21 protein-coding genes and 1 tRNA gene are annotated in these 23,005 nt (G+C 69.5%); 12 read left to right on the top strand and 10 right to left on the bottom strand.

Features of this window, described 5'->3' with window-relative positions; genetic code table 11:
- The first annotated feature begins 60 nt into the window (after positions 1 to 60).
- Genes ACLBKU_RS14390 through ACLBKU_RS14370 form a run of 5 tightly spaced genes read left to right on the top strand, consistent with a single transcriptional unit; the run spans position 61 to position 5,979 of the window.
- Positions 61 to 1,020: a 3-keto-5-aminohexanoate cleavage protein gene (locus ACLBKU_RS14390; protein ID WP_410180245.1), complete on the top strand. Its 960-nt coding sequence runs from the start codon at positions 61 to 63 to the stop codon at positions 1,018 to 1,020.
- On the top strand, positions 1,020 to 2,369 hold the full coding sequence (locus ACLBKU_RS14385; protein ID WP_410180244.1) for an aspartate aminotransferase family protein: 1,350 nt from the start codon (positions 1,020 to 1,022) through the stop codon (positions 2,367 to 2,369). Before ACLBKU_RS14390 ends, ACLBKU_RS14385 begins: the two co-directional genes overlap by 1 nt.
- A 32-nt stretch (positions 2,370 to 2,401) precedes the next feature.
- Positions 2,402 to 3,202, top strand: coding sequence for a TIM barrel protein (locus ACLBKU_RS14380; protein WP_410180243.1), 801 nt, complete (start codon positions 2,402 to 2,404; stop codon positions 3,200 to 3,202).
- Between the two features lie 13 nt (positions 3,203 to 3,215).
- Positions 3,216 to 4,472, top strand: a complete 1,257-nt coding sequence (locus tag ACLBKU_RS14375; protein ID WP_410180242.1) for a cytochrome P450 — start codon at positions 3,216 to 3,218, stop codon at positions 4,470 to 4,472.
- A gap of 31 nt (positions 4,473 to 4,503) precedes the next feature.
- Positions 4,504 to 5,979: an alpha/beta hydrolase family protein gene (locus tag ACLBKU_RS14370; RefSeq protein ID WP_410180241.1), complete on the top strand. Its 1,476-nt coding sequence runs from the start codon at positions 4,504 to 4,506 to the stop codon at positions 5,977 to 5,979.
- Between the two features lie 8 nt (positions 5,980 to 5,987).
- On the opposite strand, the gene ACLBKU_RS14365 is transcribed toward ACLBKU_RS14370, so the two are convergent.
- The 4 genes from ACLBKU_RS14365 to ACLBKU_RS14350 are packed head-to-tail and all read right to left on the bottom strand — an operon-like array spanning position 5,988 to position 10,882.
- Positions 5,988 to 6,500 carry a hypothetical protein gene (locus tag ACLBKU_RS14365; protein ID WP_410180240.1) on the bottom strand — a complete coding sequence of 171 codons (513 nt, stop codon included), beginning with the start codon at positions 6,498 to 6,500 and terminating at the stop codon, positions 5,988 to 5,990.
- Positions 6,493 to 9,366, bottom strand: a complete 2,874-nt coding sequence (locus tag ACLBKU_RS14360; protein ID WP_410180239.1) for a 2Fe-2S iron-sulfur cluster-binding protein — start codon at positions 9,364 to 9,366, stop codon at positions 6,493 to 6,495. The genes ACLBKU_RS14365 and ACLBKU_RS14360 overlap by 8 nt, the downstream gene beginning before the upstream one ends.
- Positions 9,363 to 9,638, bottom strand: a complete 276-nt coding sequence (locus ACLBKU_RS14355) for a sarcosine oxidase subunit delta (RefSeq protein WP_410180238.1) — start codon at positions 9,636 to 9,638, stop codon at positions 9,363 to 9,365. The genes ACLBKU_RS14360 and ACLBKU_RS14355 overlap by 4 nt, the downstream gene beginning before the upstream one ends.
- Positions 9,638 to 10,882 (bottom strand): sarcosine oxidase subunit beta family protein, encoded by a 1,245-nt coding sequence (locus ACLBKU_RS14350; RefSeq protein WP_410180557.1) that lies wholly within the window; start codon positions 10,880 to 10,882, stop codon positions 9,638 to 9,640. Before ACLBKU_RS14350 ends, ACLBKU_RS14355 begins: the two co-directional genes overlap by 1 nt.
- A gap of 124 nt (positions 10,883 to 11,006) precedes the next feature.
- Between ACLBKU_RS14350 and ACLBKU_RS14345 the strand changes: the two genes are divergently transcribed.
- From ACLBKU_RS14345 to ACLBKU_RS14335, 3 genes are all read left to right on the top strand, one after another.
- Positions 11,007 to 11,603 (top strand): TetR/AcrR family transcriptional regulator, encoded by a 597-nt coding sequence (locus ACLBKU_RS14345; protein ID WP_410180237.1) that lies wholly within the window; start codon positions 11,007 to 11,009, stop codon positions 11,601 to 11,603.
- A gap of 154 nt (positions 11,604 to 11,757) precedes the next feature.
- Positions 11,758 to 13,041 carry a spinster family MFS transporter gene (locus ACLBKU_RS14340; RefSeq protein WP_410180236.1) on the top strand — a complete coding sequence of 428 codons (1,284 nt, stop codon included), beginning with the start codon at positions 11,758 to 11,760 and terminating at the stop codon, positions 13,039 to 13,041.
- A 64-nt stretch (positions 13,042 to 13,105) separates the two neighbouring features.
- Positions 13,106 to 14,347: an amidohydrolase family protein gene (locus tag ACLBKU_RS14335; protein ID WP_410180235.1), complete on the top strand. Its 1,242-nt coding sequence runs from the start codon at positions 13,106 to 13,108 to the stop codon at positions 14,345 to 14,347.
- 1 nt (position 14,348) lies between these two features.
- Here the strand turns inward: ACLBKU_RS14335 and ACLBKU_RS14330 are convergent.
- A tRNA-Ser gene (locus ACLBKU_RS14330) sits at positions 14,349 to 14,438 on the bottom strand.
- Between the two features lie 178 nt (positions 14,439 to 14,616).
- Here ACLBKU_RS14330 and hspQ point away from each other — a divergent pair.
- Together hspQ and ACLBKU_RS14320 are read left to right on the top strand one after the other, a co-directional pair.
- The gene (gene hspQ, locus ACLBKU_RS14325) at positions 14,617 to 14,997 is read left to right on the top strand and encodes a heat shock protein HspQ (protein WP_410180234.1); all 381 of its coding nucleotides are present in this window, start codon (positions 14,617 to 14,619) and stop codon (positions 14,995 to 14,997) included.
- A gap of 27 nt (positions 14,998 to 15,024) precedes the next feature.
- Positions 15,025 to 15,657: a hypothetical protein gene (locus ACLBKU_RS14320; RefSeq protein ID WP_410180233.1), complete on the top strand. Its 633-nt coding sequence runs from the start codon at positions 15,025 to 15,027 to the stop codon at positions 15,655 to 15,657.
- Here the strand turns inward: ACLBKU_RS14320 and ACLBKU_RS14315 are convergent.
- Positions 15,647 to 16,522 carry an ABC transporter permease gene (locus ACLBKU_RS14315; RefSeq protein WP_410180556.1) on the bottom strand — a complete coding sequence of 292 codons (876 nt, stop codon included), beginning with the start codon at positions 16,520 to 16,522 and terminating at the stop codon, positions 15,647 to 15,649. The two genes, ACLBKU_RS14320 and ACLBKU_RS14315, sit on opposite strands and share 11 nt — an antisense overlap.
- Positions 16,523 to 16,633: 111 nt before the next feature.
- Between ACLBKU_RS14315 and ACLBKU_RS14310 the strand changes: the two genes are divergently transcribed.
- Positions 16,634 to 17,347, top strand: coding sequence for a GcrA family cell cycle regulator (locus ACLBKU_RS14310; protein WP_410180232.1), 714 nt, complete (start codon positions 16,634 to 16,636; stop codon positions 17,345 to 17,347).
- A gap of 77 nt (positions 17,348 to 17,424) precedes the next feature.
- The gene (locus tag ACLBKU_RS14305; RefSeq protein WP_410180231.1) at positions 17,425 to 18,387 is read left to right on the top strand and encodes a YdiY family protein; all 963 of its coding nucleotides are present in this window, start codon (positions 17,425 to 17,427) and stop codon (positions 18,385 to 18,387) included.
- A gap of 115 nt (positions 18,388 to 18,502) precedes the next feature.
- On the opposite strand, the gene ACLBKU_RS14300 is transcribed toward ACLBKU_RS14305, so the two are convergent.
- From ACLBKU_RS14300 to truB, 4 genes are all read right to left on the bottom strand, one after another.
- Positions 18,503 to 19,183: a spermidine synthase gene (locus ACLBKU_RS14300; RefSeq protein ID WP_410180230.1), complete on the bottom strand. Its 681-nt coding sequence runs from the start codon at positions 19,181 to 19,183 to the stop codon at positions 18,503 to 18,505.
- Positions 19,184 to 19,253: 70 nt separating this feature from the next.
- Positions 19,254 to 21,551: a polyribonucleotide nucleotidyltransferase gene (gene pnp / locus ACLBKU_RS14295; RefSeq protein WP_410180229.1), complete on the bottom strand. Its 2,298-nt coding sequence runs from the start codon at positions 21,549 to 21,551 to the stop codon at positions 19,254 to 19,256.
- Positions 21,552 to 21,729: 178 nt separating this feature from the next.
- On the bottom strand, positions 21,730 to 21,999 hold the full coding sequence (gene rpsO, locus ACLBKU_RS14290) for a 30S ribosomal protein S15 (RefSeq protein WP_067403000.1): 270 nt from the start codon (positions 21,997 to 21,999) through the stop codon (positions 21,730 to 21,732).
- A 12-nt stretch (positions 22,000 to 22,011) separates the two neighbouring features.
- Positions 22,012 to 22,956 (bottom strand): tRNA pseudouridine(55) synthase TruB, encoded by a 945-nt coding sequence (gene truB / locus ACLBKU_RS14285; protein WP_410180555.1) that lies wholly within the window; start codon positions 22,954 to 22,956, stop codon positions 22,012 to 22,014.
- Positions 22,957 to 23,005: the final 49 nt, after the last annotated feature.

Genomic DNA, 23,005 nt, shown 5'->3' with positions numbered 1-23,005 from the left:
GCTGCGCTTGCATCCACCCGTTATATGACTTAGAAGTCATTTAGACGGGAGAGAACGACAATGCGCAAACTCAACAAGGTCATCATCACCAGCGCGACCACGGGCAGCACCCACCAGCCCTGGCAATCGCCCCATCTTCCCGTGACGGTCGAACAGGTGGTCGAGGATTCGGTCGCCGCCGCCGAGGCCGGTGCCTCGATCATCCACCTCCATGCGCGCGAGCCCGACACCGGCAAGCCGACCTGCGATCCGGCGATCTACGAGCAGTACCTGGTGCGCATCAAGCAGCGCACCGACGCGATCCTCAACCTCACCACCGGCCAGCCCGAGCTCGGCTACACCCCCGAACAGGCGCTCGAGCGCCGGCTGATGGCGCCGCTGATGTTCTCGCCCGAGATCACCTCGTTCAACATGGGCCCGCTCAACTCGGCGCAGTGGACCCAGCTCGACAGGATCACGAAGGAAGGGATCGAGCTGCGCGACTGGGAGCGCGCCTACCTCGAGGCCGGGCGCTACCACACGATGCTCAACCCCTACACCACGATGGAGCGGATCGCGAAGGAGCTCGGCGAGGACCGCGGGGTGCGCTTCGAGTTCGAGTGCTTCGACATCGGCCACCTCTACACCCTGCGCCTGATCGCCGACCGCGGGTGGGTGAAGCCGCCGTTCTTCATCCAGTCGGTGCTCGGCTTTGCCGGCGGCCTCGGGCCCGACCCGCGCCACGTGCTGCACTTCAAGGAGACCGCCGACCTCCTCTTCGGCGACGACTACATCTGGTCGCTGCTCGCCGCGAGCAAGGCGCAGCTGAAGCTCACCACGATGGCGGCGATCATGGGCGGCAACGTGCGCGTCGGCATGGAGGACAGCCTGTGGATCGGCAAGGGCAAGCTCGCCCATTCGAGCGCCGACCAGGTGCGCCGCATCCGCTCGATCCTCGAGACGCTCGACATGGAGATCGCCACCCCCGCCGAAGCGCGCGAGTGGTTGCAGACCAAGGGCGCGGACCGGGTGAACTTCTGATGGCGACAAAGATCAGCGCGGGCCCTTCCGACGGTGCGGAGCCGACCGACCGCTCGCGCGCGCTGTTCGCCCGCGCCCGGGCGGTGATGCCCTCGGGCTACACGCGCGATCTCGTCGCCGCCCAGCCGCATCCGCAATATGCCGACACCGCCGCGGGCTGCTGGATCACCGATGTCGACGGCAACCGGCGGATCGACTGGGTGAACAACTTCGCCTCGATGATCCACGGCCACGGTCATCCCGCCATCCTCGAGACGATCGCGAGCCAGGCCGCGCGCGTCATGAACGCCGTCCTGCCCTCGGAATGGGAGGTGCGGCTCGCCGAGCTGCTGGTCGAGCGCATCCCGAGCGTCGATGCGGTGCGCTTCACCAATACCGGCACCGAGGCGAACGCGCTGGTCACAAAGGCGGCGCGGGCCTTCACCGGCAAGACCAAGATGGCGAAGATGGAGGGCGGCTATCACGGCCAGTTCGACCTCCTCGAGGCGAGTTTCCAGCCGGGGACCGAAGCCGGCGGAGACCCGGCACGCCCGGTCGCCGTGGCGCACAACCCCGGCACGCCGCAGAGCCTGCTCGACGAACTCGTCGTCCTGCCGCTCAACGACATCGCAAACGCCCGCGCGATCCTGCGCGCCGAGGCGGACAAGCTTGCCGGCGTGATCCTCGATCCGTGGCGGCTCCAGGGCGGCATGGTCCGCCCGCACCAGGACTTCATCGCCATGCTGCGCGAGGAATGCACCCGGCTCGGCATCCTCCTCGTTTTCGACGAGGTTGTCTCGCTGCGCACCAGCCATGGGGGCGAGCAGGCGCGCATCGGGATCACGCCCGACCTCACCACGATGGGCAAGATCATCGGCGGGGGCCTGCCGATCGGCGCGGTCGGCGGGCGGCGCGACATCATGGCGGTCTTCGAGATGGAGCGCGGCGCCGGCAAGGTGAAGCATTCGGGCACGTTCACGGCCAATCCGCTGTCGATGGCGACGGGCTATGTGGCGATGGAAATGCTCACCCCCGAGGTGTTCGACCGGCTCGAGCGGCAGGGTGACCGCCTGCGCGAAGGCCTCGCCCGCATCCACCGCGACGCGCGGCTGCCGGGCGCGATCACCGGGGACGCCTCGTTCACGACGATGATGTTCACCGACCGCCCTTGCGCCAATTACCGCGACCTTGCGACGGCCATGTCCGATGGCCTCGCCGAGCGGCTTCAGGTCAGCCAGGGGCTGCTGCGCGACGAGGGGCTCTTCACGCTGCGCGGCAACTTCATCGGTTCGACGGCCATGACCGACGACGACATCGACTGGACCATCGCTGCGGCCGCAAGGGCTCTGCCGCCACTGGGTCGCGCATGACGCCGGCGCGCTTCAGCGGCAGCGTGTCGCTGATGGCGACCGCCCTCCCCTTCGCCGCGCGTTTCGCCGCCTTGAAGGCGTGCGGCTTCGAAGGCGCGGAGATCCAGCGGATCGGCGAGGCCCCTGCGGGCGAGATTGCCCGCGCCGCCGCGGACAGCGGCCTGCCGGTCGCCCTCGTCAATGTCGGCATGGGCGACCTTGCCGAAGGCGGCCCGGGCCTCTCGGGCGTGCCCGGGCGCGAGGACCTCTTCCGCCGGCGCTTCGCGGAGGCGGCGATGCTGGCCGAAAGCCTCGGCGCGGCGACCCTCCATCTTGCCCCCTCGCGCGTGCCCGAGGGGGTGACCCGCGCGGCGTGCCGGGACACCTACCGCGCCAATGTGAGCCACGCCGTCGCCGCAGCGCGCGGTGCCTCCTTCTCGGTCGTGATCGAACCGATCAACCGCTTCGACATTGCCGACGTGCTGCTCGACGACCTCGCGACCGGCGCGGCGCTCGCCCGGGCAACGGGTGCCGGACTGCTGTTCGACGCCTACCACGTCGCGCGGATGGGCCTCGATCCGGTGGCGGAATGGAACCGCCACCGCGACATGATCCGCCACGTGCAGGTCTCGGACGCACCGCAGCGCGGGCGGCCCGGCAGCGGGACGATCGACTTCCCCGCCTTCTTCGCCGCCGTGGCGGCTTCGGGCTATGGTGGCTGGATCGGCGCGGAATATGCGGCCGGGACACTCGGCGAGGCGGACGAGGAATGGCTTGCGGCGGCCCGGCGGCCAATCCGGCAAGCGGCCCGCAGCGAGCGCCTGGCGAATGGAACGGTCGATGCGCGGGCCTGACGAGGGCGGGACCATGAGGGTCGTATCCTGCCCATCCGAGGCCGCCGCGGTGCGTTCGCCGCACTGCATCCACGATGCGGCGGCCCCCGCGGGAATGCCGATCAGCGACCTCGATCCCTTCGCGCCCGATTTCCTCGCCGAGCCGCATGCCGGCCATGCGGCCCTGCGCGACCTCGGCCCGGTGGTCTGGCTCGCCCGCTACAACATCGCGGCCGTTGCCCGCCATGCCGAGGTGCGGGAGGTGCTGCGCGACTGGGAGAGCTTCTCCTCGGCGCGCGGCGTGGGGATGGAGGACCTCGAGCGGCACGATCGCCTGCGGCTGCCGAGCGTCATCCTCGAGACCGATCCGCCGCTCCACACCGCCTCGCGCGGCGTGCTCGCCAAGGCGCTGGCACCGGCGCGGATGAAGCTGTTCGCCGAGGAGGTCGCAAGCAAGGCCGATGCCGTGCTCGACGCGGCGCTGACCCGCGGCGACATTTGCGGGGTCGCGGACCTTGCCGAAGCCCTGCCGCTCGCGGTGTTCCCGGACCTGATCGGCATTCCGCAGCAGGGCCGCGCGAAACTGCTCCCCCACGCCGACATGATGTTCAACAGCTTCGGGCCGCGCAACGCCCTGTTCGCGGCATCGCTCGCCGGAGCGGCGCATGACTGGGTGGAGGAACTCGGGAAGCTCGAGCACCTCGCGCCCGGCAGCCTCGGTGCGGAGATCCACCGGATCGCGGGCGAGCGCGGCTATGATCCGGCAGAGGCAGGCAAGCTCGTGCGTGCCCTGCTTCAGGCCGGTCTCGACACCACCGTGAACGGCCTTGCCGCCGCGTTGCTGTGCCTCAGCGACGCCCCGGGGCAGTGGGAGCGGCTGCGTGCCGAGCCCGACCTGGCGGGTGCCGCCTTCGACGAAGCGGTGCGGCTCGAATCCCCCGTGCAGACCTTCTTCCGCACCGCGGCACGGGAGGTCGAGCTCGGCGGGTTCCGGCTCGAGCCGGGCACCAAGGTGCTGATGTTCCTCGGTGCGGCCAATCGCGACCCGCGCCGGTTCGATGATCCCGACACCTACCTGATCGGGCGGAACGCCGCCGATCACGTCGGCTTCGGCACCGGCATCCACCATTGCATCGGCCGCCCGCTGGCGAAGCTCGAGGCCGAGACGCTGCTGCGCAGGCTTGCCGTGCGCGTCGCGCGGATCGAGCCGCTCGGCCCGCCGGAGCGGCGGCTCAACAACACCGTGCGCGGACTTGCATCGCTGCCCTTGCGGCTTGTTCCGGCGGCCTGAACAAACAAAGGGATAGGGGAGAAACCTGGAGATGTGGATCATCGAGGCGATCACCGCGGTCGGGGCGGTGCTGCTCATCATGGGGGCACCGTGGCGCAAGGGTGGCCCGCGCGCGCTGCCGGGGCTGCTGCTCGCGGTTGCCGCCGGGCTGGCGCTCATCGTACTCTTCGATCCGCTGCGCTGGCAGCTCTGGCCGCTGTTCGTGCTGATCGCGCTCGGACTGGTGCTGGGCCTGTGGCGCTGGCGACGCGGGCAGACCCCGCGCGCCTGGTGGGTGCGCGGGATCGAGGGGATCGTCGCGCTCGGCCTCGCCGCGATCGCCGCGTTGCCGCTGCTGGTCTTCCCGACCTTCGACCTGCCACGCCCGAGCGGCCCGATGAAGGTGGGCGTCACCGACCTCGCCGTGACCGACCCCGCGCGCGAGGACCCCTATTTCGGCGGCAAGCGCGAAGTCGCGGTGCGGGCCTGGTATCCGACGACCGAGGAGTGGGACGGCCCGATCGCGCCCTATCAATCCGCGGCCTTCTCCCGCAACGTGATCTTCGGCCCGCTCAAGAGCTTCATGTTCGGGCACCTGCACCTCGTGGGCACGCAGGGGTATCGCGACGCGCCGGTGAACGGCACGAACCTGCCGGTCGTCGTCTTCGTGCACGGCTACAACGCCTTCATCTCGCAGAACACCGCGCTCGCGCAGGACCTTGCGAGCCACGGCTATGTCGTCCTGTCCGTCGGCATGCCCGGTGACGCGGTCGCGGTCGAGTTCCCCGACGGGCGGATCAAGGAGTTCAAGAACCCGCGCTTCCTCGCCAACACCGGCCCGCTCTACGAGGTCTATCCCGAGATGCACGCCAACCCGCCGCCGGAGCGCGTCCTGGAGCTCGTCCGGCAGGTTATGGCCAAGAGCCCGGTTGTCGACGAGGCGCTGCGGGTACAGGTCAAGGACGTGCGCCACCTGCTCGACCTGGTCGAGCGCGGCGGTCTGGGGAAGCTCGACGGGCACCTCGATGCGGGCCGGATCGCGCTTTCCGGGCAGTCCTTCGGCGGCTCGGTCAGCGGGCAGGCCTGCTTCGAGGACCCGCGCTGCAAGGCCGCCGTGAACCTCGACGGGATGCAGTTCGGCGACCTCGTGGCGACCGAGCTCGGCAAGCCTGTCCTGTTCATGGAGAACGGCGACCAGACGGGCCCGTGGCTCAACGACATGAGCTACCGCGCGCCGCGGCGACCGGCGAACGCGCCCGATGTGATCTACCTGCGGGTCCGGGGTGCCAAGCATGTCGACTACGCCGACTTCACGCTCGCCTCGCCATTCCTCAAGCGCCACGTGCCCAACCAGGTTCTCGGCACGATCGACGGCGGGCGGATGCTCGCGCTGACGAGCGACAGCGTGCTCGCCTTCCTCGACCAGCACCTGCGCGGCCAGCCCGCGAGGCTCGAGGGCGTGGTCGACAAGTGGCCCGAAGTGATCCGTCGCCGCCCCGAGGTGCCGGAGGGCTGGGATCCGAACTGACGCGCGGATCAGGCCGGGCCGATCGACCGCAGCAGGTCGCCGACATAGTCGGCGAGGCTGCGGTCCACGATCATCACGAGCGAGCCGCAGTCCTGCGCGAAGAAGGTCGCATCGGCATCGCCGAACAGGCTCGCGGCGGCGCGGCCCGGCGCGAGGTCGCGGGCGGGATCGAGCGGACAGAAGGCGGCGAGCGCCCGCGCGGCGAGGCCCGCCTCGAGCTCCAGCACCAGCCTGCCGTGGGTGCAATCGACACACAGGAAGCGCGCGGCGTTGCGGGCGGCGATCGCGGCGAGATCGGGGGTCGCCCCGAGCACGATCCAATCGCCCGGCGCGAGCGAGACCAGCGCAAGCCCGGCCGCCTGCGTGACGACGCCGCACGCGCCGGGGAGCGCGAGCGGAGCGACGTCGGGGGAGCAGGGTGCGCCCCGCGCGATCTGGCGCATGCTCAGCACGCCCTCGCCGCGCACCCGGGCTCCGGGGCAGTCGGGCAATTCCACCGCCTCGGCCGCAAGATCAGCCATGCATGCGCGCTCCTTCGGGATCATAGGCGCAAGGCGCGACGATCCGCGCCGGATAGCGCGTGCCCTCGTCCCAGACCGTGACCGCCTCGCCCATCCGCGCGGTGCCGGCCTCGATCATCGCGAGGGCATGCGGCCTGCCGAGCGTCGGCGAGGCAATCGACGAGGTCACCCAGCCCTGGCTCGCGGCGGGCGGCGCGGCGTCTGCCGCGACGATGTGCGCGCCGACCGGCAGCACCCGGCCATCGCAGCTTTCCAGCCCGACGAACTGGCGCCGGTCGGCGCGCTGGCCGTCAGGGCGCAGGCACGAGCGGCGACCGACGAAGTCGCTCGCCTTCGATTTCACCGGGCCGCCGAAGCCGATGTCCTGCGGCAGGGTCATGCCGTCGGTGTCGCTGCCGACGTGGAGGAAGCCTTTCTCGATGCGCAGGACCATCAGGCTCTCGACCCCGAAAGGCGCGAGGCCGAAAGGCGCGCCCGCGGCCATCAGCCGGTCGTGCAGCGCGCGTCCGAAGGAGGCGGGCACCGCGATCTCGAAGGACAGCTCGCCCGAGAAGCTGACCCGCTGGATCCGGCAGGGCACGCCCTCGATCCGGCCCTCGCGGCCGGCGAGATGCGGGAAGGCCTCAGCCGACAGGTCGATGTCGCAGGCGAGCCGCGCGAGAATGTCGCGCGCGGCAGGTCCGGCGATGTTCATCACCGCCCAGCAGGTCGTCACGTCCTCGACCGCGACGGCGAGATCGGTCCACTCGCATTGCAGCCATTCCCTGAGGCTGGCGGTGACCGCGGCGGCCTTGCCCGAGGTCGTGCCGACGAGAAAGCGATCCTCGGCGAGCCGGGCGACCACCCCGTCGTCGAAGACGATGCCGCCCTCGGTGAGCATCAGGCCATAGCGGCAGCGGCCGACCTTCAGGGTGGAGACGGTGCCCACATACATCCGGTCGAGCAGGGTCGCCGCGTCGGGCCCCGCGACCTCGATCTTGCCGAGCGGCGAGGCGTCGAACAGCCCCGCGGCCGAGCGCACCGCGCGGACCTCGCGGGCGACCGCCGCGCGCTCGTCCTCCCCGGCCTCGGGGTAGAAGGCGGGGCGCATCCAGCCGCCATATTCCTCGAAGGCCGCGCCCAGCGCCTGGTGCGCCTCGGCCGCGGGGAGGACGCGCCGCGGCGCGAGCGTCGCGCCGCGACGATGCCCGGCGAAGAGCCCCAGCGGGGTCGGGTCGAAGGGCGGGCGGAAGCGCGTGGTGCCGACGTCGGCGGGCGCCTTGCCGAGCAGTTCGCCCATGATCGCGAGCCCGTTGACGTTCGAGGTCTTGCCCTGGTCCGACGCCATGCCGAGCGTGGTGTAGCGCTTGAGGTGTTCGACCGAGCGGTAGGCCTCCCGCTCGGCGAGGGCGATGTCGGCGGCGGTGACGTCGTTCTGGAAGTCGACGAAGCTGCGGGGCGAAGCGCGTCCCGAAGGCGCGGTGACCTGCCACAGCGGCCGCACCGCTCCCGCGATCGTGCCCGCGGCGGCGCCGACGCTGCGGCAGTTCTGCGGCTGGGCGGCCGGAACGAAGCTCGCGAGGCGCTCGTCCCAGGCGAGGCTCCCGCCCGCCTGGCTGTGGAGGTGGACGACCGGGTTCCACCCGCCCGACACGAGCAGCGCGTCGCAGGCGATCGATTTGCCCCGGCCGGTGGCCCTCCCCCGCGCATCGAGCGATCGCGCGACGATCCCGCGCAGCCGCCTGCCCCCCTTGGCGTCCGCGACGGCGTGCCCGGCGAGCACCGCGATGCCGCAGGCCCCGGCCGCCTCGCGCAGCGCCGCCGGGATATCGGTCCGCGCGTCGAGGATCGCCGCGACCGCGACGCCGTCGCGCGCGAGGTCGAGCGCCGCCTGCCAGGCGCGGTCGTTGTTGGTCGCCAGCACCACCCGGCGGCCCGGCGCCACCGCGAAGCGTGCGTGGTAATGCGCCGCCGCGCCCGAGAGCATGACGCCCGGAAGGTCGTTGCCCGGAAAGACCAGCGGCCGCTCGAAGGCGCCCGTCGCGAGCACCACCTCCCCGGCGCGCACCTTCCACAGCCGCTGCCTCGGGCCCCGGCGGTCGGACAGAGGGAGGTGATCGCCCAGCCGCTCGGCGAGGGTCACGAAGTCGTGGTCCTGGTAGGCGATCGCCATCGTCCGCGAGAGCAGGGTGACATGCGGCATCGCCGCCAGTTCGGCGAGCGCGGCGGCGATCCAGTCCTGCGCCGGAAGGTCGCCGACCCGCTCGGAGACCCCCGCAAAGCCGCCGAACCACCCCTGCGCCTCGGCGAGCAGCACCGGGCGGCCGCTGCGCCCCGCTTCGAGCGCCGCCGCGAGCCCGGCGATCCCGCCCCCGACGACGAGCGTCGCGACATGGGCATGGCGGTGCTCGTAGCTGTCGGGATCGGTGCCCCCGGGTGCCTTGCCGAGCCCCGCAGTCCGCCGGATCAGCGGCTCGAACAGGTGCCAGTCGGGCCACATGAAGCTCTTGTAGTAGAACGCCGCCGGGATGAAGCGCTTGGCAAGGCCGAGCACCGCGAGGGCATCCACCTCGGCATTGGGCCAGGCGTTGACGGGCCGCGCCTCGAGCCCGTCGTGGACCTCGACCTCGGTCGCCTTGAGGTTGGGGATGGTGCGGTCGCCGGTGCCGACCTGAACGATCGCGTTGGGCTCGTCATAGCCGGCCGCGACCAGCCCGCGCGGGCGGTGATACTTGAAGCTGCGCCCGACGATGTCGATGCCGTTCGCGAGCAGCGCGGAGGCGAGCGTGTCGCCCGCGAAGGCCTCGAGCGGACGGCCGCACCAGCGCACCGCGACGGGACGCGACCGGTCGATCCGGCCCCCGGCACGAAGGCGCCACCCGCTCACTCGAGCCCCTCCGGCTTGGGATCGGTCATGGCGTAGGTCGCGAGGATCGCGTGGGTCACGGTCGAGCGGGCGAGGTTGAACCACCGCCCGCAGCCGTGCTGGTGCAGCCAGCGCTCGGTGTGGATGCCCTTGGGGTTGACGCGGTTGTAGAGGTAGTCCTGCCACGCCTCGTCCGAGCAGCCGAGCTCCGGGCGCTGGATGTGGCTCTGCCCGCCGCAGCGGAACTCGACCTCGGAGCGCTCGCCGCAATGGGGGCAGGTTATCCGCAGCATCAGTGCGCGATCCCGGCGCCCGCCGCCTCGTCGATCAGCGCGCCGCTGCGGAAGCGGTCGAAAGTGAAGCCGCGGGCGAGCGGATGCGCCTTGCCGGTGGCGATGTGGTGCGCGAGGCACAGGCCCCCGGCGGGGATCGCCTTGAAGCCGCCCGTTCCCCAACCGCAGCTGAAATGAAGGCCGTGGACCTCGCTCTCGTCGATGATCGGCGAGCTGTCCGCGACGACGTCGCAGATGCCGGCCCACTGGCGCAGGAAGCGCAGCCGCGCAAACTGCGGGAACAGCTCGACGACGCCCGCCGCCACCCGCTCCATCCACGGCAGACTGCCGCGCTGGGCGTAGGAGGGCCACAGGTCGAGCCCGCCGCCCATCACCAGCTCGCCCTTGTCGGACTGCGAGAGATAGGTGCCCGTCGCGCCCGAGAGCACCACCGTGTCGAGGCACGGCTTCACGGGTTCGGAGACGAAGGCCTGGAGTGCGTAGGAGGTGACCGGCAGGCGCAGCCCCGCCATCGCCGCGATGACGCTGCTGTGCCCTGCCACCGCCACGCCGATGCGCCCGGCGGCGATGTCGCCGCGCGAGGTCCTCACGCCCGTCGCCCGGCCGCCGGAGACGATGATCCCGGTCACCTCGGTGTTCTGGAGGATGTCCACTCCGGCGGCCGACGCGCTGCGGGCATAGGCCCAGGCGACCGCATCGTGCCGCGCCGTGCCGGCCTTGGGCTGGTTGAGCCCGCCGAGGATCGGGAAGCGCGAACCGGGATTGAGGCCGGGAATCGCGGCGCGCACGCCCGCCTCGTCGTGCAGTTCGACAGCGATCCCGTTCAGCCGCATCGCGTTCGCCGAGCGCCGCAGCATCTCCATCTGGTGCCGGTCATGCGCCAGCGACCACATGCCGCGCTGCGAAAACATGATGTTGTAGTTGAGCGCCTGCGACAGCCCCTCGTAAAGCCGCACCGACTCGTCGTAGAAGGCGGCGCTCTGGGGGAAGAAGTAGTTCGAGCGGATCACGGTGGTGTTCCGCCCGGTGTTGCCCCCGCCGATCCACCCGCGCTCGATCACCGCGACATTGGTGATGCCGTGCTCGGCGGCGAGGTAATGGGCCGTGGCGAGGCCGTGCCCGCCCCCGCCGATGATGACCACGTCATAGGCCTTGCGCGGCTCGGGCTCGCGCCACGCCGGCTGCCAGTGCGACTGCCCGTTGAGTCCCCCGCGCAGGAGTCCCATAGCGCTGTAGCGCGAGATTGCCGGCTTCGCCCCGAACATGAGAATAGACTACTCTATGGATTGCCGCCGTCAAGCCGTCCGCGCGCGCTTTGCGTGACCGGTTGACTGTGCCCGCCGCTTGCCCGACTGAACAGGCCAGATCATGCCCGCCAAGCCCGCCCCAGCCCGCCGCAAGCGCCAGCCACCCCCGCGCGAACCCCGCCTCGAGCGCGCCGCCTGGATCGCTGCGGCCCGCGCGGCGCTGATCGAGGGGGGGATCGAGCGGGTCCGGGTGCTGACCCTCGCCAAGGGTCTCGGCGTCACCACCGGGAGCTTCTACTGGCACTTCACCGACCGGCCGCAGCTGCTCTCGGCGCTGCTCACCGACTGGGAGGAGAGCAACACCCGGGCGTTCCGCGCCGCAGTCGCCTCGAGCGCCGATCCGCACGTCCAGTTCGACCGCATCGTCGACGTGTGGTTCCGCGAGCAGGAGTTCGACCCCGCCTATGACAGCGCGGTGCGCGACTGGGCGCGCGTCTCGCCCGCGGTCGAGGCGGCGGTCCAGCGGATCGACGATCAGCGCATCGAGCTGCTGCGCGGGGTGTTCTCCGCGATGGGCGAGGCCGAGCCCGAGGCGCTCGTGCGGGCGCGCATCGCCTATTACCACCAGGTCGGCTTCTACGCGATGCGGGTGCGGATCTCCCCGGCCGAGCGCGCCCGATTGCTGCCGGTCTACACGCGCCTCCTCAAGGGCCAGTAACCCGGACCTGCAGGCGCCCCGGAAGGGTTCCATGCACAGATCTATTGACATTTACCTGTCTATGGAAAAGTCTCCGCGCGGCGCATCGGGGCGCCCGGAGAGAAGCCTGCATGAGACCTGCGCGCGCCAGCATCCTCCGGCCCCCGGGTTGAGCATGGCCGCGACCTGCGACCTGCCCCCGGCCCACACGCTCTACACTCCGCGGCAGCGCTGGGGCTTCCTTGCGATCCTGTTCCTCGTCTCGACCTCGAGCTACATGGACCGGCAGATCATCACCATCGTGCTCGAGCCCATCAAGGACGAGTTCCGGGTGTCCGACGCCAGGCTGGGGCTGCTCACGGGGTTCAGCTTCGCGATCTTCTACGCGACGCTCGGCCTGCCGGTGGCGCGGCTCGCGGACCGGGCGAACCGGCGCGTCATCATCGGCGTCGCGCTCACCGTCTGGAGCACCTTCACGGTGCTCTGCGGCTTTGCGCAAGGGTTCTGGCAACTGGCCGCCGCGCGGATCGGCGTGGGCGCGGGCGAATCCGGCGCGATTCCGCCCTCGCAATCGCTGGTCGCCGATTACTTCCCGCCCGAACAGCGCGGGCGCGCGCTCGGCCTGCTCATGATGTCGGCGATGGCCGGCTATCTCGTCGCCTTCGTCGGCGGCTCGCAGGTGGCGGCCGCCTATGGCTGGCGTGCGGCGTTCATCTTCGTCGGCGTCCCCGGACTGGCGCTCGCGCTGCTCGTGTTCCTCGGCCTCAGCGAGCCGCGCACGCTGCCCGGCCGGGCTGTCCCGCGCCGCGGCGGCGAGAGCATCGCGGACAGCTGGCGCGCATTGAGGGCGAAGCCCGGTTTCACCAACCTCTCGGCGGCGATGATCCTCTATTTCTTCGTCTCCTACGGCGCGGTGATGTTCTTCCCCTCCTTCATGATGCGGGTCTACGGCGAGGAGCTGGCACGGGTCGGACTGGTGTTCGGGGCGATGTCGGCGGTCGCCTCGGTGGCCGGGTCGATCCTTGGCGGCTGGGCGGTCGACCGGCTGTGCGCACGTGACCGGCGCTGGATGTGCTGGCTGCCCGGGGCCTTGCTGCTCGCCACCGCCCCGCTCCAGATCATCGCCCTGCTGATGCCGAGCTTCCTCGCCTTCGTGCTCGTCTGCTTCCCGCCGAGCCTCGCGATCGCGGCCCTGACCCCGAGTCTCTTCACCCACCTCCACGCGATCTGCGGCTCGCCGCGCCGCGCGGCATCGGTGGCCTTCATGTTCTTTTTCGCGAACCTCATCGGCCTCGGCATCGGCCCGATCGTCGCCGGAGCCCTGAGCGACCATTTCACTGCGCTGCAGGGGCCTTCGGGCATCCGCTGGTCGCTGGTGATCGTGGTGCTGCTGTTCCTGCCCGCCGGCGGGCTGATGCTGCGCGCCGCGCGCAGTCTCGAGACCGATATCGAGCCATGAGGGCTCCGCACCAATCTATCCAGGCCGACAAGGTTCGGCGATAACCGTGCAGGGAGGGAGAGCCATGACGGCATTCATCAACGGCCGCATCTTCGACGGCGAGGGCAGCACGCTCATCGAGGGACGCAACGTCTTCACCGCAGGCGACCGGATCACCGAGGTCTCCGACCGGCCGCCCAGTCCCGACGACGGCGAGGTGGTCGACTGCGCGGGCCGCACCGTCATGCCCGGCCTCATCGATGCCCATGTCCACGCCTATGCGCTGAGCGTGCGGATCCACGATGTCGACCTTGCCCCGCCCAGCCTGCGAGCGGCCTGGGCGGCACGGATGCTCGGCAACATGCTTGCCCGCGGGTTCACCACCGTGCGCGATACCGGGGGCGCGGATTACGGCCTCTTCATGGCGCTCGAACGGGGCTACATCAAAGGGCCGAGGCTCTACTATTGCGGCCGCGCGATCAGCCCGACCGGCGGCCACGGCGACTTCCGCGACCCCTGCCACCATCACCCCAACGACGACCACATCCTGGTGTGCGGCTGCGGCTCGGTCCACGGTCTCGCGATCGTGGCGGACGGGGTGGACGCGGTCACCAAGGTGGTGCGCGAGAGCCTCTTCAGGGGCTCGAACTTCATCAAGTTCATGGGCTCGGGCGGGGTGAGCTCGAAGGGCGACAAGCTCGATTCCTTCCAGTTCTCCGAGGACGAGGTGCGCGCCATCGTCGGCGAGGTCGAGCGCCACGGCGCCTATTGCACCGCGCACATCCATCCCGACGCGGCCTTGCGCCGGGCGATCAGGCTGGGTGTCCACTGCATCGAGCACGGCACCCTGATCGAGCCCGAGACCGCGCGCATGGCGGCCGACGCGGGGACGATCATTGTCCCGACAATGGCGATCGTCGCCGCGCTCGCGGCGCGGGGGCGGGAGCTCGGCTACCCGGAGGAATCGCTCGAGAAGCTCGCGCTGATCAAGGACCAGGCGGTCGGACGGATGCAGCACATGAAGGATGCCGGCGTGCGGATCGGCTTCGGCACCGATCTCCTCGGCGATCTCGAGAACGATCAGCTGACCGAGTTCCACATCAGGAGCGCGGTGTTCTCGAACCACGAGATCCTCACGCAGGCGACCTCGGGCAATGCCGAGATCATCGGCGCGAAGGGTGAGCTCGGGGTAATCCGCGCCGGGGCGAAGGCGGACATCCTTGTCGTCGACGGCAATCCGCTCGAGGACCTTGCGGCAATCGCGACTCCCGGCGCCCCGCCTTGGCGCATCTATTCGCGCGGGGTCTGCCAGGCGGGAGCGGTGTAACTGGCGGAGAGGGTGGGATTCGAACCCACGTTACCGTTGCCGGTAAACCGCATTTCGAGTGCGGCGCATTCGACCACTCTGCCACCTCTCCGCGAGGCCCGTCGCGCCGGTCAGGCCGCTGGTCGAGGGCGGCAGGCGAAAGGGAGCGCGCCCGTTAGCCCAAGCCGTGCGGCTTGCCAAGAGGCGCTTAGGCACAAAAAGCGGGCATATCTCGCTCCGTCCCCGCGCTCCGGGTTGTTTTGCGGGCGCGACAGTCCATATTGCAAGCCATGGAAAGCGCAGAGTTCTTCTCGAGCCAGGCCGGACGCACCATCATCGCACCCCGCCAGACGCGCGCCCGCTTCGGCATCGGCGACGTCGTCCGTCACCGCCTGTTCGCCTTCCGCGGCGTGGTGTTCGACATCGATCCGGTCTTCGCCAACTCCGAGGAATGGTACGAATCGATCCCCGAGGACATCCGTCCGCCGCGCGACCAGCCCTTCTACCACCTGCTCGCCGAGAACGACGACAGCTCCTACGTCGCCTATGTGAGCCAGGGGAACCTCGTCGCCGATCCGCAGGGCGGGCCGGTCGACCACCCCACGGTGCGCCAGCTGTTCGAGGACTTCAAAGACGGCCGCTACCGCATGCGCCGCGCGCTTACGCATTGACAACCATGCCCTGCTAGACGGCAGGGCATGGACACGAGCGCGGCGCCCCGCCCCGACAACGCCAGCATGGCCCGCCTCAGGCAGGCGCTCGAGCGCGAGCTTGCGCCCGACGAGGCGGTGCAGTGGCACGGGTGGCAGCTCGGAAGGATCGATCCGCGCGCCTTCCTCCTCTACGTCTTCGCGGTGCCGTGGACCGCGTTCTCGCTGTTCTGGACGGTCATGGCCGCGGCCGGGATTGCCGCCTCGGGCCTCACCGGCCTCGGCCTTCTCGCCTGGGCCTTTCCGCTGTTCGGCCTGCCCTTCATCGCGGTCGGCGCGTGGATGCTCTCGCGCCCCTTCGTGCCGCTGTGGGAGCGTGGACGGGTGCTCTACGTGGTCACCGACAGGCGGGTGCTGAAGCTCGCCCTCGGGCGCGAGCTGGTGGTGAAGACCGTGCCGGCCGAGCGCATCGGCCTCGCCGAGCGGCGCGAGCGGGCGGGCGGCACGGGGACGCTCAGCCTGCCGGTCAGGATCGGCCGCGACAGCGACGGTGACCGGACCACCGAGACCTTCGACATCGGCCCCGTCGCCGACATCATGGGCGCGCAGGAGGCGATGAACCGGATCGCGGCAGGCGCCCGCCTCGCCCCCGGCGGCCCCGCCGGCGCGCTCAGCTCTTGAGCTTCCACCCGCTCCGCAGCAAGGCGTAGACCCCGGCGGCGAGCACGAGGTTGAGGGCCAGCAATCCCCCGGCCGAGGCAAGCACGTGGTGCGCCTCCCCGATGTCGCTCGATCCCAGGAACCCGTAGCGGAAGCCCGAGATCACGTAGAAGAAGGGGTTCCCGCGGCTGATCGCCTGGAACACGCCGTGGAGGTTGTCGATCACGTAGAAGGTGCCCGACAGCAGCGAGAGCGGCGCGATGATGAAGTTGGTGACGGCCGCGTTGTGATCGAACTTCTCGGCCCAGATCGAGGTCGCAAGGCCGACCGTCGACAGCATCAGCGATCCCATCAGGGCGAACCACAGGACCGCCCAGGGGTGCGCCACGGCGAGCGACACGCCCGGCCACAGCGCCATCGCGAGCGCAACCGCGAGGCCGACGAGGATCGCCCGCGTCACCGCCGCCGCGAGAATCCCCGCCATCACCTCGCCCGGCGAGAGGGGGGGCATCAGGTAATCGATGATCGTCCCTTGGATCTTGCCGCCGAGCAGCGAGAAGCTCGAATTGGCGAAGGCGTTCTGCATCATCGCCATCATGATGAGGCCGGGGGCCACGAAGGTCGCGAAAGGCACGCCGAGCACCATCCGCCCCTCGCGGCCCAATGCGACAGTGAAGATCGCCAGAAACAGCAGGGTGGTGAAGGCCGGGGCCCAGATCGTCTGCGTCTGGACCTTGAGAAACCGCCGCACCTCCTTCATATAGAGCGCGAGCAGCCCCACGCGATTGACCCCGGTAATCACCGGACGCCCGCGCGGGGCAAACCGGGTGCTCCCGCCGGTCTTGTCACGCAGCCTCGTTTCGGTCACGGGAGCGGCATCGATCATCGGGTGCACGGAAGGGTCTTCGGCCATGGCATGGGTGCCTAGGCTTCGGGCAGCCCGCTGACAAGCACTCGCCACCCGCAAGGGCGCCGGGCACAGGAACAGGTAGAACATATGAGCTGGACGGACGAGCGCATCGCGACGCTCAGGAAGATGTGGGAAGGCGGCGCGACTGCCAGCGAGATCGCCACCGAGCTGGGCGGCGTGAGCCGCAACGCGGTGATCGGCAAGGCGCACCGCCTCGGCCTCAAGGCGCGTCCCTCGCCGGTCAAGGCCAACGAGAAGAAGAAGCCCGCGGCTACCGTCGCCAAGAAGCCTGCCGCAGCGCCGCTGCGCCCGGCCGCCGCCGAGCCGCGCGCCGAGGCGCCCGAGCCGGTCGAGGCGCCCGAGCGCACCCCGGTCCGCGCCGCCGCGCCGGTGACCCCGCGCGCCGAGCCCGAGGTCGAAGGGGCGGCTTCCGCGAACGCCGCTCCTGCCCCTCAGGAGAATCTCCCGAAGATCGTCTCGGTCGGCCCCGGCGGCTTCCTCCGGCAGGGCCCGGGGGACCAGCAGGCGCCGATCCCGCCCGCCCCGCCGCGCCGCCTCGTGCCCGCCAAGCCGAGCCCCGAGATCGCCGGGAAGACCACCCTGCTCGACCTCTCGGACAAGGTGTGCCGCTGGCCGATGGGCCACCCGGGCGAGCCCGACTTCCACTTCTGCGGCGAGCAGGTGAACCCCGGCTTCCCCTATTGCGTCGAGCATTGCGGCCGCGCCTACCAGGCGCAGCTGCCGCGCGGCGTGCGCCGCCCGCCTCCGCCGCTGCCTTTCGGCGGTCCGCGGGTGCGGTAATCCCGCGCCAGGCGCGAGGCCTTGATCGGGCGCCGCGCTCGTCTTTATGCGGGGGCAGGCCTCAAGGGAGCGCTGACATGATCGCGATGTCCGGACTGCGGGTGGTGATGCTGGCCGTTCTGGCGGGATCGGCCCTGCCCGCCCCCGCCATCGCCGCCCTGCCCGAGCCGGTGCGCGCGATGGTCGATGCCGCGATCGCGACGGGCGACGAGGGCAAGGTGCGCACCGTCGTCGAGATCGCCCGGACCACCTATCCGGGCGACGCGGCGGAGCTCGACGGGATCCTCAAGAGCTTCGAGACGCGGCTCGCCGCCGCCAAAGCCGAGGAGGCGGCGAAGAAGGAAGCCGCGCTGCGCTCGGCGGGCATGTTCAGGAACTGGGACGGCCGCGGCGAATTCGGCGGCTTCCGCGCGACCGGCAACTCGGCGAACACCGGCATCACTGCGAGCGTCTCCGCCGAGCGCAAGGGGGTGGACTGGCGCCACAAGCTCTACGCGCGGGCGGACTACCAGCGCGCGAGCGGCGTCACCACGCGCGAGCAGTATCTCGGGCGCTACGAGCCCAACTTCAACGTCTCGCCCGACTTCTACGTCTACGCGCTCGCGCAGTTCGAGCGTGACCGCTTCCAGGGCTTCGACGCCCGCTATGCCGCTTCCGGAGGGATCGGCTACCAGGCGCTCAAAACCAAGGACATCCAGCTCTCGGTCAAGGCCGGCCCCGCCTACCGGGTGACCGAATTCACCGACGGGCGCAGCGAGAACCGGATCGCTGGACTGATCGGCCTCGACTTCGCGTGGAGCATCACCGACCGGCTGAAGCTTACCCAGGCGACCAATGCCGTCGCGGAGACCGGCGGGTCGGCGATCGCGATCGTGGATTCGCGCAACACCTCGATCGACCTGTTGACCGGCCTCAACGCCAAGATCAGCGACAAGCTCTCGGCGCGCTTCTCCTATTCGTGGGAGTACGACAGCAACCCGCCGGCGGGCGCGGTGGGCACCGACACCTTGACCCGGATGACGCTGACCTACGACTTTTGAACCGAGGTTCACTGGCGTGAACCGCAGACTCGCCCGGCCACCAGATCTACTACGTCTGTGGTGGCCGGGCGGGAGGCGGGGCGGGAGGTCTGCCCCAAGCTCAAGGAGCTTGGGCTCAGCTCTTGCGCGCGAACCAGATCGTGTGGTGCGCGCCCTTGTTGTTCGGGCGCGAGCGGATGGAGCGTTCCTCGACCTCGAGCCCGGCATCCTTGAGCCGCTTGCGGAACGCCGGATCGGGCGCGGCTGACCACACCGCGAGGATGCCACCGGACTTGAGCGCGTCTCTCGCCTTGGCAAGGCCGGTGCGCGAATAGAGACGGTTGTTGGCGTCGCGGACGAGGCCGTCGGGGCCGTTGTCGACATCGAGCAGGATCGCGTCGAACTTTTCGCAAGTGCCGTCGTTCGCGTCGTCAATGAGCGCGGCGACGTCGCAGATCCTGAGGTCGAGACGCGCGTCCGACAGGCTCTCGCCGGTGAGTTCGGCCATCGGGCCCCTCGCCCATTCGACGATCTTTTCCGAGATCTCGGCGACGACGATCTGCGCCTTGTCTGCCAGCCTTGCGGCAGCGACGCGGTAGGTGAAGCCCATGCCGTAGCCGCCGATCAGGATGCGCGGGGAAGGCTTGCCGAGCTTCGCCAGCGTGAGCTCGGCGAGCTGCTCCTCGGAGAAGCGCATCCGCGTGCTCATCAGCTCGTTGCGCCCGAGCACGATCATGAAATCGCGGCCGTGGCTGTACAGTTCGAGGAGCACGCCGTCCTCGATCTGGGTGGTGTCGATGAGTTGGCGCTGGAGCATTCGTGTCACCTCAACAACAAGGCCGCCCGGATCGCTCCGAGCGGCCACGTGTTCATGCCTCGGGAGGCGATCAGTCCTTCAGGAAGTCGGGCAGGCCCGCCGGACCGCTTTCGCGCTCGCGGCCGCCACGATCGCCGCCGCGGTCACGACCGCCCCGGTCGCCGCCGCGCCCGCCGCGATCGCCCTTGGGGCCGCGACGGTCGCCGCCGCGGTCACCGCGGCCACCCTCGCGGGGCTCGCGCGGTTCGCGGGGCGGACGGGTGTCCTCGAGCTCGGCGCCGGTTTCCTGGTCGACGACGCGCATCGACAGGCGAACCTTGCCGCGCTGGTCGATCTCGAGAACCTTGACCTTCACCTCCATGCCTTCGGAGACGACATCGGTGGGCTTTTCGACCCGCTCGTTCTTCATCTCGCTGACGTGAACGAGGCCGTCCTTGCCGCCCATGAAGTTCACGAAGGCGCCGAAATCGACGATGTTGACGACCTTGCCGGTGTAGATCTTGCCCACTTCCGGCTCCTCGACGATGCCGAGGATCCAGCGCTTGGCGGCTTCGATCTCGTCGAGGTTCGAGGACGAAATCTTGATCACGCCCTCGTCGTCGATGTCGACCTTGGCGCCCGTCTCGGCGACGATCTCGCGGATCACCTTGCCGCCGGTGCCGATGACGTCGCGGATCTTCGACTTGTCGATCTGGATCGTCTCGATGCGCGGTGCGTGCTTCGACACCTCGTTGCGCGCCGTGCCCAGCGCCTTGGCCATCTCGCCGAGGATGTGCTGACGGCCGGCCTTCGCCTGCTCGAGCGCCTTGGCCATGATCTCCTGCGTGATGCCGGCGACCTTGATGTCCATCTGCATCGTGGTGATGCCCTCGGCGGTCCCGGCGACCTTGAAGTCCATGTCGCCGAGGTGGTCCTCGTCACCGAGGATGTCCGAGAGGACGGCGAACTCGTCGCCTTCGAGGATCAGGCCCATCGCGATGCCCGAGACCGGCGCCTTGATCGGAACGCCCGCGTCCATCATCGAAAGGCACCCGCCGCACACCGTCGCCATGGAGGAGGAGCCGTTCGACTCGGTGATGTCCGAGAGAACGCGGATCGTGTAGGGGAAGTCTTCCTTGCTCGGCAGCACCGGGTTGAGCGCGCGCCAGGCGAGCTTGCCGTGACCGACTTCGCGGCGACCCGGCGCGCCGAAGCGGCCCACTTCACCGACCGAATAGGGCGGGAAGTTGTAGTGCAGCATGAAGCTCGAGTAGCTGAGGCCCTCGAGCCCGTCGATCATCTGCTCGGAGTCCTTGGTGCCGAGCGTGGTGGTGCAGATCGCCTGGGTCTCGCCGCGGGTGAACAGCGACGAGCCGTGGGTGCGCGGCAGGAAGCCGACGATCGCCTCGATCGGGCGGACCTGGTCGAGCTTGCGGCCGTCGATGCGGGCACCTTCCTTGAGGATGGCGGTGCGCACGATGTCCGCTTCCACCTTCTTCATGGTCTTGATCGCGACCATCTGGGTCTGCGGGGTCTCGTCCGCGAATGCCGCCTTGGCCTTGGCCCGCGCCTCGTTCAGCGCGTTCGAACGCGCCGACTTGTCGGTGAGCTTGTAGGCTGCGGCGATGTCGGCACCGACCAGTTCCTTCAGCTTCGCCTTGATGTCGGCGGTGTTGTCGCTGACGTCGATGTCCCAGGGATCCTTGGCCGCCTTCTCGGCAAGCTCGACGATCGCGCCGATCACCTTGCGGATCTCGTCATGCGCGAACATCACCGCGCCGAGCATTTCGGCCTCGGTCAGTTCCTTCGCTTCGGATTCGACCATCATCACGGCCTTGTCGGTCGCGGCGACCACGAGGTCGAGACGGCCTTCGGCGAGCGCCTTGTCCTGCTTGGGGTTGAGGACGTATTCGCCCTCGACGAAGCCGACGCGCGCGGCGCCGATCGGGCCCATGAAGGGGACGCCCGAGATGGTCAGCGCAGCCGAAGCCGCGATCATCGCGACGATATCCGCCTCGGTCTCGCCGTCGAACGACAGGACCTGCGCGATCACGTTGATCTCGTTGTAGAAGCCCTCGGGGAAGAGCGGACGGATCGGACGGTCGATCAACCGGCTGGTGAGCGTTTCCTTCTCGGTCGCGCCGCGTTCACGCTTGAAGAAGCCGCCCGGGATGCGCCCGGCAGCGGAGAACTTTTCCTGGTAGTGGACGGTGAGCGGGAAGAAGTCCTGCCCTTCCTTGACGCTCTTGGCGGCGGTCACGGCGCACAGCACCACGGTTTCGCCATAGGTCGCCAGCACGGCGCCATCGGCCTGACGGGCAATGCGCCCGGTTTCCAGAGTGAGGGTCTTTCCGCCCCACTCCAGCGATACGGTTTTCGTGTCGAACATTGGTTTTCCTTCTGACCCGCGCGGCCACATTGCCGGGCGGGGCCTCATGTGCCGGGGAAAGAACCGTCCCGGTCCGGTGCGGGGCACTGGTTCGGCCCCCGAGGCTGGACGGACCGGATGTCCGCTGCCCCCAAATGCAAGAAAGGCGGCCCCTTGAGCCGCCTTTCCCGCTAAACTCTTACTTCCGCAGACCCAGCTTCTGGATCAGGGCGTTGTAGCGCTCGACGTCCTTCTTCTTGAGGTAGGCGAGCAGCGTGCGGCGCTTGTTGACCATCATCAGAAGGCCGCGGCGCGAATGGTTGTCCTTGTGGTGATCCTTGAAGTGCTCGGTGAGGTTGCGGATGCGCTCGGTGAGGATCGCGACCTGAACTTCCGGGCTGCCGGTGTCCTTGGGATCACGGGCGTTCGAGGAGATGATTTCCTGCTTCTTTTCGGCGGTTACCGACATATTTTTTCTCTCTTACTCAGCGACATCGGGACAGTTGAAACCCCTGACGACCGTGGCCGTCCCATCCGTGATCTCCATCAGCGCGACCGGGACAGCGCCCAGTTTCGCAAGGTAGAGCCCGGATGATTGGGGCATGCCAGACAGCACCCGGCCCTGTCGGACCGCCTGCGCGCTTGTCTGATCGAGGTGGAGGGCCGGGATGTCGTCCAGCCCTGCCTCTAGCGGCAGGAGGAGGTGTTCAAGGCCCCGGCCCTTAGCGGTTTCCTCCAGCAAGTCCAGCGAAATCGCCTGTTGCTCGAGGAAGGGTCCGGCCTTGATGCGCCTCAGATAGGTCACGTGACCGCAGGTGCCAAGGGCCTGCGCGATGTCCCGCGCGAGGGAGCGGATGTAGGTGCCTTTGGAGACATGGGCTTCCAACGTCACCTCACTCAATAAGTCGTCACCCTGAACTTGCTTCAGGGTCCATTCCTCCTCCCGCGCAGCCGGTGCTTGCGGAGGGATGGATGGTGAAACAAGTTCAGCATGACGAAGGGCGAGAGAGTGGATCACCACCGCCCGCGACTTCAGCTCCACCGCCTGCCCGCTGCGCGCCAGGTCATAGGCGCGCTGGCCGTCGACCTTGAGCGCGGAATAGGCGGGCGGGACCTGCGCGATTTCGCCGGTGAAGCGCGGCAGCACCGCCTCCACTTCCGCCAGCGTCGGGCGCACATCGCTGGTGGCTACACCCGCCCCTTCCGTATCGAGCGTGTCGGTCTCCTCGCCGAAGATGAGGGTGAAGGCATAGATCTTGTCGCTATCGAGCATCCGCCCGGCGAGCTTGGTCGCCTCGCCGAGCGCGATCGGCAGAACGCCTTCCGCCAGCGGATCGAGCGTCCCGCCGTGGCCGACCTTCGTTTTCGCATAGCCGTTCTGCCGCAGCACGCGCTTGACCGCGCTCACGCCCTGCGTCGAGCCCATCCCCCGCGGCTTGTCGAGGATCAGCCAGCCGCTGAGCGGGCGGGTGTGC

It is taken from the genome of Erythrobacter sp. NE805 (assembly GCF_046452355.1).
Classification (GTDB): domain Bacteria; phylum Pseudomonadota; class Alphaproteobacteria; order Sphingomonadales; family Sphingomonadaceae; genus Erythrobacter.
This window is presented reverse-complemented; position numbering and strand designations above follow the sequence as displayed.